Origin of the sequence: Acinetobacter sp. MF4642 (assembly GCF_002018925.1) — a bacterium.
GTDB classification, from domain to species: domain Bacteria; phylum Pseudomonadota; class Gammaproteobacteria; order Pseudomonadales; family Moraxellaceae; genus Acinetobacter; species Acinetobacter johnsonii.
On record NZ_MVON01000051.1, the window covers coordinates 1 to 9,050 of the forward strand.

Consider the following 9,050-nt stretch of genomic DNA (forward strand, 5'->3'; position numbering starts at 1 on the left):
GGATAATCTTGTTCAGATTCAAGCAGCAAACGTACTGCTCGTTCTTTGATTTCTGCGGTGTATTTTAATCTTGTCATAGCGACATTCTCTCAAGAAAATGTGTCTCCTACAATCTCGGTACGGTTCAATACTTTAAAGATAACGTCCAACAACAACATTATCTTGATCAGCTTTACCAAGAAATGCAAAAAGCAGGAACAGTGAAATAGCTCTTGGGTATTCAAATAATCACAACTATACAAAATCCTCCATACTTAAGATTTTTAATACTCACAAAGCACTGTTTTGATTTAACTTAAATAAAGATAAAGCGCCACACGGCGCTCTATCTAGACTTATGCTGAGGATAATATATTAAATCAAAGTTGTGTGTTTCATTCTTTACAACATAATACTTAATGAATTGAAAAAATTATTCCAAAGGCTCTTTGTTATGTGTATATGAATGAAACAGATTTCAAAAAGAGGAAAGCCATCCTAGTGCGCTGAACCCTAGAATGGCCTTGTTCAGAATTTTGATCCTAAATGTATAATTTCAAGTGTTTAACTTAAAAATTAACCCACTTATTTAAGCTGAGCTTAAAACTAATTAAAAGCCTTCCAAAACGATTTTCCCTTTCGCTCGCCCAGATTCAATCAGTTCATGAGCAAGTTTTAAATTTTGCGCATTAATTTTACCTAAAGTCTGATTCAGCGTGCTTTTAATTTTATGGTTATCCACCAGTTCTGCAACCTGATGTAATAGCTGAGATTGTTGTTCAATATCTATTGTATTGAACATTGAACGTGTAAACATGAACTCCCAATGTACAGAAACCGACTTAGACTTAAACTCACCGATATCTAACGATTTCGGATCATCGATTAAGCCAAACTTACCTTGTGGAGCAATAAGCTTAGAGATTTGGGGAAGATACGTTTCTGTTTGATTAGTTGAAAAAATATATCGAGGTGCATCTAAGCCCAATGCTTTGATTTGCGTGTTTAAATCTTCGGTATGATCGATGACGTAGTCAGCCCCTAAAGACTTAACCCATGCTTTAGTCTCTTCCCTAGATGCTGTAGCAATAACTTTTAAATTTGTCTTCGCTTTGAGTAATTGAATCGCAATAGACCCTACACCTCCTGCCCCACCAATCACTAAAATATTATCAGATTGATCTAAATCAACATTGAAACGATCAAATAACATTTCCCATGCTGTAATAGCAGTTAATGGCAGCGCAGCAGCTTCAGCATCACTCAGACTTTGTGGTTTTAAGCTAACAATACGCTCATCGACTGCCTGATATTCAGCATTACTCCCATCCCGAGTTAAATCACCTGCATACCAGACCTGATCTCCGACTTTAAAATGTTGCACGCCAGAACTGATCTCAACAATCTCACCTACTGCATCCCATCCTAAGATACGCATGTTGCCTGCTACGACAGGGTTTCGTCTAACCTTAGTATCGACAGGGTTAACCGAAATCGATTTGACTTTAACCAACAAATCCCGATCTTTTAAGCTCGGCATCGCTTTTTCAATATCTACCAGTGGATTTTGAAAACCATGATCCATACCGTCAATATAAGAAATAGCCTTCATTCACTTGTCCTCTTGTTTTGTTATTTGAGTTTACTTAATATTGTTTTTTAAGTTATACAGACAAATTCGTCTTATAGTTACCAAAAGGATACTATTGAAATGGGTAAGCTAAAACATTCGCGTTTTGATTGCACACCAGGATGTTCTGTTGAAGCTGCCATAGGCTTACTTGATGGTAAATGGAAGAGTATTATCTTATGGCATTTATTAGAAGATGATGTTTTAAGGTTTAATGAACTGAGGAAGAAAATTCCAAATGTCACTCAAAAAATGCTCACTAGACAATTACGTGAACTTGAAGAGGATCAACTGATTCTACGAAAGGTTTATGCCGTTGTTCCTCCTAAAGTAGAATACCGATTATCAACACTAGGCACTTCTTTAGCACCTATTTTGGTTGCATTAAAACAATGGGGGGATAAAAATATTGGTTTATTTGGAAAACCCATTATGCCTTTAGAATCAGAATAAAACTTAAACCTGTTTTACGTCACTTACAACTCTGATATTTTCTAGAAATACTGTGCTTTCACTGCTTACACACCATTCCAGTAACTTGTATAAAAGCACGTTCTTAAAAACCGCTATGTATAAAATTAACCAGCCATAAAAAAAGCCTAATCTGTGAAGACTAGGCTATAAACTTTGAATCTTTTTCGTTGGTAGCGGGAGCTGGATTTGAACCAACGACCTTCGGGTTATGAGCCCGACGAGCTACCAGACTGCTCCATCCCGCATCAACGAGTTAGCTTTATACGCCCTAAGCACCCACAAAGCAAACTTTATTTGTAATATAGGCAGTTATTACATAAGCAGCATACAAAATACTAGTGTTTAACCAATGCTTGCTTCAGTGATAAAAGCGGGATGTGAGGCTCTATATACGCTTAATCTTGTTTTTTCACTGTCTAAAAATGACTTAGGCTCTTCAGACCATATTGATTTCCTAGAATCAAGACCCGAATGACTTAAAGCCCAATCTGAAACTGTACTATAAACAAAAGTATTATCAGCGAAAACTAATTTTGTCTTCCTTCCTACACTACTTATAAGAACTTTATGTGTAGGTAATGACCCAAATGTACTAATTTGGGTGTAAATGTATTTATAGGTTTCAGACATAGAAAAAAGTACTTAAAGGACAGCCCTACTATACCATTTTAACTCTTGAAAAAGCCCACCATTTGGCGAGCTTTTTCTTACTGATCTTTATCCATGGAATGTGGCGTTGTAGTTTTATCCTGCTCTTTCGTATCTGTATCTCTTTTTTGGCATGCCGTTAATCCCAGCATTAAAACTAAACTTACTATTGCAAATATTTTCATCATTTTTGCCTAGCACGATTTAAAAATATAACTTATCAAAATCTAAAGATTTCAATGTTTAATTTATGAAACAATATTATTTTCTTTCTTTACAGATTAGGCGCTTAGCGATTTAGAACTTTATGTGCCCAATGAATGAATTTTTCCTTTTCATGGAAATGTGGAATATTTAATAAGTGAATATGAGTAACCTCACCGAAATTACCTGAGATTTTATTCGGGGCCAAAACAATAAAATCCCTCTTATCCCCCACATGTAACTCCCTAAAAAATTCCATAACCTTAAAATGAAGATTCAGAGCAGTAAATCCTTCTCTTTCAATTAGAAAGTCATAGATTTGACTGAGTACATGTAATTCAAATTTTTTATTCATGATCTTTTATTCTCATAATTATTTTAACAATCGGTATAATTTAACCTAATTTTATTTTTTGTTAAAGCAGATAAAAAACCCAGCCTCTGGAGAATCAATAGAGCTGGGTTAATGAAACATCATTGTCAAATTTTATTCTTGAAATTGATTCTAACGCACAAACCCAATAAATGCAAATAATTCTCAATTGCAATTATCATAATTTCAAATATACCTACCTAAAGATATATACAATTATCTACATCACCTATCAAACAGTGGGCTTGCGATATAGATTAAGCAAAGAGAGTACGGGTATCGGAAGGTAGTTACCATTCAAAGACACCTCACCCCCATCTTTTCTGTGCTGTTCCCAGTATTCGATTAATAATAAAGCAGCTTGTTTAATGGCAGATGGATATTCCGATCCAAAATTATCTGTAATGTAGTTTTTAATTATAGCGTCACCAGCAACAATAAAGCTTTTTAATGAAACATCATTGCTATCATCGGCATAGTGTAAGTGGCACTTCACTTCATGTAATTCAACAATACTCATAGATCACTCCATTTTTCCGAGTCAGCTTTTACACTTTCATCACTAAACTCGTTCCTAGAGTCTTTTACGGTGTCATAGCAAATATCACAATTTCACCTCATTCCTATTCTCATATTGATTACTTGGCATTGAAATCCCTTTATCTAGGGATTTTTCTACTATTCTTAATCAGTCCTTCAAAAGATTTCTTATAGATAAATTAATATTTGTTCATATATTTGTTCATATATTTTTTAAATAAGCCATTCACCGCTTAAAGATAGTGAGCGTACGACGCCTTAACAACTGAGTAGTAAACAAGCTGCCATTAAAAAACCCGCTAACTGAAGCGGGTTTTTTAATTCACAATATTCTTAGATTACTGTGATAGAGCTTGCTTGAGGGCCTTTTTTGCCAGCTACAATCGTAAACTGAACACGTTGACCTTCATTCAACACTTTGAAACCGTTTGATTGGATTTCGCTAAAGTGTGCAAAAACGTCTTCTCCAGTATCGCTAGAAATAAAACCAAAGCCTTTAGTTTCATTAAACCACTTAACGGTACCAGTTGTAATGTTTGACATAAATATTCTCTTAAATTTTGAAAAATATAAGAATTAATCTTTTAAATCATATACATCGGATAAACCGCAGAGTTGAATCAATTGCGAAATAACTTTAGTAAATACAATAAAATAAATAATTCTAATACACTATCACTATAAGCTTTTTAGCGCGCAATAGATAGACCTTAACATATTATTTTATTGCTACCACCCAACCCCATATGAAATGCTTTTTCATCCATATTGATAAGAAAATCTTCACTAAAAGCGAATAAAGCTTATTTGCCCACTTCTAGCTAATTTTTCTTTCCTAAAATCAACTCAACTTGATGAGTAACATCCCATATTTTCATTTCTGCATGTCGCCAAAAATTAAAGACTTGATCGCCCTTAACGTACTTTTGCTTGATATAGCTCGATGATTTATTTTGATCTATCTCTTTTGCATTAAATCGCATCTTATTTAAAATCACTACTTGACCATCCAAGTCACCACCAATACAGATATTCATATTGTTCTGCCTGCTAAGTAACAATTAAACTATAGCACAAATAAAAAAGCCTACTCTTTGATAAGCTTTTGAGGATTGTTATCGAGCCTTTGGCTGTACTCCATAACTCTTATTCATAGTTCATCGAAAATTAGAAACATCATTTTGATATCTTTGCACGACGGTCACGTCCAAGGATGACTTGTAATGACAAAATAAGATCTATCCTATCTCTCAAGTATGAAGTTTTACTGTGCTATGAAAAAGCCACTTATAAAGTGGCTTTTTCTATTAGGAATTAGATGCTCTTTTAAAGTTGTCATCGTTACTACAGTAATCCAAGCAATCTTTTAAAATGCCTACGGCTCTATATATGTGTTCAGGTTTATCTAAAAAAACTTGACCGTTATTTTGCACTTCCAATCCTGCCCGCTCTAACTCTTTTTTTCGATAGTCATCAATTGCTACTGCAAACTGAATGGTTGGTCTCTTACGATTTACATCATATCTAAATAACCAGCGATTATTTTTATTCTGAAACAGCACGCTAAAATAGCTTTCTGTGTCTTTAGCAACCAACTCAACTTCAGGAAAGAGCTCTGTCACAATACGACTTAATTCCTGTTCATCAACAGTAGTCACAATTCTTTCATTTTCAGAGTTAACAATGTCAGCTAGCGCTGAGCTTTCAGACACAATCTCAATAGTCTCCTCTACTTCTACTTTTTGTTCAACTGGCTGGGCAGTAATAATTGTAGGCGAAGATAGTCCTTTAACAACGGTATCACTAATTGACTGCTCAACAGCTTGTTTTACAAAAGGCTGAATTGACTCTAAAAATTTAGTGTTTAATTGACGAGGAATACTTGCTTGTTGAGCCACATAGCGAACAAAATCAATATCAACTTCATTAATACTTCTTTTTATTACAGTTTTAAACTGCTGGATATATTGATTTTCTTCAGCAAAAAAGCGTAGCTTTTCTACATGAAAATTATCATGTTTAAACTCAGCTAGCTGTGTCAAATCCTCGGCTTTATTCTTCGTAAAATCAACTGTTAAAAATGGCTTATCATCCATCACATTTGGATTAATTAAATCAGTAAAAAATCTCCATTCTTTACCATTTGTGATCGCGCCAATCGTCACTCCTAAACTACTATTAAAATATCTAGATAGCTGCGGAGCATGATTCGTTAAATTAGCAACATAAGGTTTTGCTTCAATAAACATTACAGGTTGCCCATTACAGTAAAGGGCATAATCAACTCTTTCTGTAGATTTCACACCTGGAAAATCAGCTGCAAATTCTGCAAGCACCTTGGTCGGGTCATAAGGGCTAAAACCTAAAATATCTAATAGAGGAAGGATTAAAGCCTGCTTAGTTGTTTCTTCTGTAGTACAGTGGCCCCCTACTTTTTTCACATGCTCAATATGGCTTCTTAGTCTATTAATAAAATTTTCCATATTCCCCTCATTATTATTACAAGTATATTTTTTGATCTAATTTTAGATCTTAACCCTTTTACTTTATTTTTCAAATATTAATTTAAATTTGTTTTTAGAATGTCATTACAGTCTATTCATTGAACTATTTTCTGTTTGATTTATTAAAAAAAACTTCAAAGAAATGGAAGCGTCATGAGTTATGCTCCCCTCAATCCATTGCACAAATTTTGCACCACAATAAAACCGATAACAGACTGAATACTATTCATTCTTCTTAATAACCCAACCCACTTGCCATCGGAACAACAATCAAATGATTTGACAGTTGATACCGACCAATATACATATAAATTCATCACTTTTTCGACCGACATAGTATACTGCACCTGCTGTTTCGGCTCACCTTTTATCATGTGTTCTCTGTTTATGAATAAAAAGCTGTTTCTTTCTTCTGGTTTAAAAACACTGAGTGTCTTGGCCATATCTATAGGCTTAACTGCTTGCGGTGATCGTTCATGGTGGACAGATGATGAGCCTAAGCTCAATGCTGAACAAATCGCACGCATCATTCCCGGACGCGTAAATGACCGCCGTTCATGGGCTGAAGATATTTATGACATTTCAGAGCAGTTTGGTATTCCGCAAAACAAAGAAAATATGTGTTCGATCATTGCCGTGGTTGATCAAGAGTCTAACTTTGTTGCAGATCCACAAGTTTATGGTTTAGGTGAAAAAGCGGTTAAAGAAGTTCAAGATCGCTTAGATGAAAAATTTAAAGATAAGCTCGGCGATGCCATTGGTGGCACCATCGCAGGTTATTTCCAACAGGTTTTAAAAGAGCAGCCGAGTCCTGAAGATAACTATTTAAGCCAAATGCGCCGCGTTAAAACAGAACGCGAACTGGATGAACTGTACCGTGAAATTTTTGACTATATGTCAAAGCACTATCACGTCAGTGCACTCACAGGTGCAGCCAAACTTGTCGGTCAGGACGTAGGCGAAAAAATGAACCCGATTACCACGTTGGGTTCAATGCAAGTGCATATCGGTTATGCCAAAGATAATAAACGTGAAGGTGGCAGCATGGCTGACCTACGTACAGACCTTTATAGCCAATATGGTGGTCTGTACTATGGCATTCACCGCCTGATGATGTACCCTGCTGACTATGACAAACCGCTCTACCGTTTTGCTGACTATAACTCGGGCATGTACTCAAGTCGAAATGCCGCCTTCCAAAGTATGTTAAATGACTTAACCGAAGCAGAACTGGATTTAGACGGCGACCTGCTACTTTATGGCAAAGATGGCTCACCTAAATCTGCAAAGAGTCAATCAGAACGTGAACTCATCAGTGTTTTTGCTCAGCACAATATTTTGGTTACTCCACGTCAAATTCGCTCTGACCTGAAAAAAGAGAAAGAGAAGAAATTTGAAGATACAGCAACCTATCGCGCTGTGGCTAAGCTTTATCAAGAAGTCACTAAAAAAGAACCTTTCTATGCCATGATGCCAGAAGTCGTCATTTCTGGTCCGAAGCTCAGCCGTGACTATAATACCAACTGGTTTGCCACTCGTGTCAATGGACGTTATCAAACATGCATGCAACGTGCAAAGCGCATAAAAATCTAGCCTTATTTGACTTTGATGGCACCCTGTATGACAAAGACAGTTTTACGGGGTTCATCTTCTATGTACATTCAAAACGACATATTGCCCTACAAGGCTTAAAAGTCCTGCCTTATATTCAAAGTTATTATTTAGGTTTTTATCCTGCCCATCATATGCGCTCTAAACTCTTCCATGCGATGTTTAAGCAAGCTGAAGTGAGCGAAATTGACGCTTATGCAAAACGCTATGCAGAACTCTTAATCAAAGGACTTAACCCAGCACTTTATAGCCAACTAAAGCAACACCAAAGTTTGGGCGATGATGTGGTTTTGGTCTCTGCTTCAATTGATATCTATTTAAAATATGTGTGTGAAATACTCTCAATCGATCTGATCTGTACCCGCGTTGAACAAGACCAGCAATACTATACAGGGTGCTATCTGACTGCTGACTGTAGCTGTGAGTACAAAGCTCAACGTATCCAAGAAAAATATGAGCTAGATAATTACCATGCCGTTTATGCTTATGGAAATAGCATTGAAGATAAACAAATGTTGTCTTTGGCTGATTTTAGCTACTTGGTAGGGACAGATTTAAGTCTTCCCGACTTGTCAAAAACATCAAATCATCGTCAAATAAGCTAATTATTAAGTGTAGGTTAATAATTAGCCATGTTAAATTTTTAAAAATATTTATTATTAAAATTCAGTATGTTTTATTTACCAAAAAATATATTTATGATAAATTTTGCCTAATAAAAATATTTTGAGAACCATTCCACTTAAATTATAAAAAGGCATCAGTATGGAACAGTTATCTCCACCCAAGTATGTCAAAGGTCTTTCGATCAAATTCGGTGAAAGTCCCTTTGTATTATTGGCGCAGTTCGCTTTTAATGCTTCAAAACAAAAATGGTTAAAACACGAAATTGAACATGTGCTCAATATCGCCAAACAAGGTGATTACAATCATCTGGTAAAGACATTACGTCAATTTAGTTGTCTTGTCCTGAAATAGATTGACAGTATTCCACTTCAAACCGAGTTAAGCAATTAGCTCGGTTTTAGTTTGCTCATACATCTGATTCGGGGTGTTCATATTTAAACTTAAATGTGGTCTATAGCAA

General features: G+C 35.6%; 11 protein-coding genes and 1 tRNA gene. 4 read left to right on the forward strand and 8 right to left on the reverse strand.

The window, feature by feature from the left end:
* Window positions 1-589: 589 nt before the first annotated feature.
* Window positions 590-1,591, reverse strand: coding sequence for a zinc-binding alcohol dehydrogenase family protein (locus tag MF4642_RS15850; protein ID WP_078426815.1), 1,002 nt, complete (start codon window positions 1,589-1,591; stop codon window positions 590-592).
* Between the two features lie 99 nt (window positions 1,592-1,690).
* Between MF4642_RS15850 and MF4642_RS15855 the strand changes: the two genes are divergently transcribed.
* Entirely contained in the window at window positions 1,691-2,062 is a 372-nt protein-coding gene (locus MF4642_RS15855; RefSeq protein ID WP_004693511.1) for a winged helix-turn-helix transcriptional regulator, read from the forward strand.
* Between the two features lie 189 nt (window positions 2,063-2,251).
* On the opposite strand, the gene MF4642_RS15860 is transcribed toward MF4642_RS15855, so the two are convergent.
* From MF4642_RS15860 to MF4642_RS15890, 7 genes are all read right to left on the reverse strand, one after another.
* Window positions 2,252-2,328 (reverse strand) — tRNA-Met (locus tag MF4642_RS15860).
* Between the two features lie 462 nt (window positions 2,329-2,790).
* Window positions 2,791-2,916, reverse strand: coding sequence for a hypothetical protein (locus tag MF4642_RS17230; protein ID WP_017397253.1), 126 nt, complete (start codon window positions 2,914-2,916; stop codon window positions 2,791-2,793).
* Between the two features lie 104 nt (window positions 2,917-3,020).
* Complete coding sequence (locus tag MF4642_RS15870) at window positions 3,021-3,290, reverse strand: hypothetical protein (protein WP_078426817.1); 270 nt, start codon at window positions 3,288-3,290, stop codon at window positions 3,021-3,023.
* Between the two features lie 250 nt (window positions 3,291-3,540).
* Window positions 3,541-3,828 carry a head-tail connector protein gene (locus MF4642_RS15875; protein WP_078426818.1) on the reverse strand — a complete coding sequence of 96 codons (288 nt, stop codon included), beginning with the start codon at window positions 3,826-3,828 and terminating at the stop codon, window positions 3,541-3,543.
* Window positions 3,829-4,181: 353 nt separating this feature from the next.
* Complete coding sequence (locus MF4642_RS15880) at window positions 4,182-4,391, reverse strand: cold-shock protein (RefSeq protein WP_004693516.1); 210 nt, start codon at window positions 4,389-4,391, stop codon at window positions 4,182-4,184.
* A gap of 278 nt (window positions 4,392-4,669) precedes the next feature.
* Window positions 4,670-4,885: a hypothetical protein gene (locus MF4642_RS15885; protein ID WP_004693517.1), complete on the reverse strand. Its 216-nt coding sequence runs from the start codon at window positions 4,883-4,885 to the stop codon at window positions 4,670-4,672.
* Window positions 4,886-5,155: 270 nt separating this feature from the next.
* Window positions 5,156-6,331, reverse strand: coding sequence for a type I restriction endonuclease (locus MF4642_RS15890; RefSeq protein ID WP_078426819.1), 1,176 nt, complete (start codon window positions 6,329-6,331; stop codon window positions 5,156-5,158).
* Window positions 6,332-6,739: 408 nt separating this feature from the next.
* On the opposite strand from MF4642_RS15890, the gene MF4642_RS15900 reads away from it, so the two are divergent.
* The 3 genes from MF4642_RS15900 (at window position 6,740) to MF4642_RS15910 (ending at window position 8,941) form a co-directional block, all read left to right on the forward strand.
* Window positions 6,740-7,945 carry a DUF1615 family protein gene (locus MF4642_RS15900; protein ID WP_004980175.1) on the forward strand — a complete coding sequence of 402 codons (1,206 nt, stop codon included), beginning with the start codon at window positions 6,740-6,742 and terminating at the stop codon, window positions 7,943-7,945.
* The gene (locus MF4642_RS15905; protein WP_078426821.1) at window positions 7,912-8,568 is read left to right on the forward strand and encodes an HAD-IB family hydrolase; all 657 of its coding nucleotides are present in this window, start codon (window positions 7,912-7,914) and stop codon (window positions 8,566-8,568) included. The genes MF4642_RS15900 and MF4642_RS15905 overlap by 34 nt, the downstream gene beginning before the upstream one ends.
* A 160-nt stretch (window positions 8,569-8,728) precedes the next feature.
* Window positions 8,729-8,941, forward strand: a complete 213-nt coding sequence (locus tag MF4642_RS15910; protein ID WP_078426822.1) for a hypothetical protein — start codon at window positions 8,729-8,731, stop codon at window positions 8,939-8,941.
* Window positions 8,942-9,050: the final 109 nt, after the last annotated feature.

What these genes read in the sequence shown, in the direction of transcription:
- MF4642_RS15850 (WP_078426815.1), bottom strand. Translation starts at nt 1,591, where the DNA reads ATGAAGGCTATTTCTTATATTGACGGTATGGATCATGGTTTTCAAAAT.
- MF4642_RS15855 (WP_004693511.1), top strand. Translation starts at nt 1,691, where the DNA reads ATGGGTAAGCTAAAACATTCGCGTTTTGATTGCACACCAGGATGTTCT.
- MF4642_RS17230 (WP_017397253.1), bottom strand. Translation starts at nt 2,916, where the DNA reads ATGAAAATATTTGCAATAGTAAGTTTAGTTTTAATGCTGGGATTAACG.
- MF4642_RS15870 (WP_078426817.1), bottom strand. Translation starts at nt 3,290, where the DNA reads ATGAATAAAAAATTTGAATTACATGTACTCAGTCAAATCTATGACTTT.
- MF4642_RS15875 (WP_078426818.1), bottom strand. Translation starts at nt 3,828, where the DNA reads ATGAGTATTGTTGAATTACATGAAGTGAAGTGCCACTTACACTATGCC.
- MF4642_RS15880 (WP_004693516.1), bottom strand. Translation starts at nt 4,391, where the DNA reads ATGTCAAACATTACAACTGGTACCGTTAAGTGGTTTAATGAAACTAAA.
- MF4642_RS15885 (WP_004693517.1), bottom strand. Translation starts at nt 4,885, where the DNA reads ATGAATATCTGTATTGGTGGTGACTTGGATGGTCAAGTAGTGATTTTA.
- MF4642_RS15890 (WP_078426819.1), bottom strand. Translation starts at nt 6,331, where the DNA reads ATGGAAAATTTTATTAATAGACTAAGAAGCCATATTGAGCATGTGAAA.
- MF4642_RS15900 (WP_004980175.1), top strand. Translation starts at nt 6,740, where the DNA reads ATGAATAAAAAGCTGTTTCTTTCTTCTGGTTTAAAAACACTGAGTGTC.
- MF4642_RS15905 (WP_078426821.1), top strand. Translation starts at nt 7,912, where the DNA reads ATGCATGCAACGTGCAAAGCGCATAAAAATCTAGCCTTATTTGACTTT.
- MF4642_RS15910 (WP_078426822.1), top strand. Translation starts at nt 8,729, where the DNA reads ATGGAACAGTTATCTCCACCCAAGTATGTCAAAGGTCTTTCGATCAAA.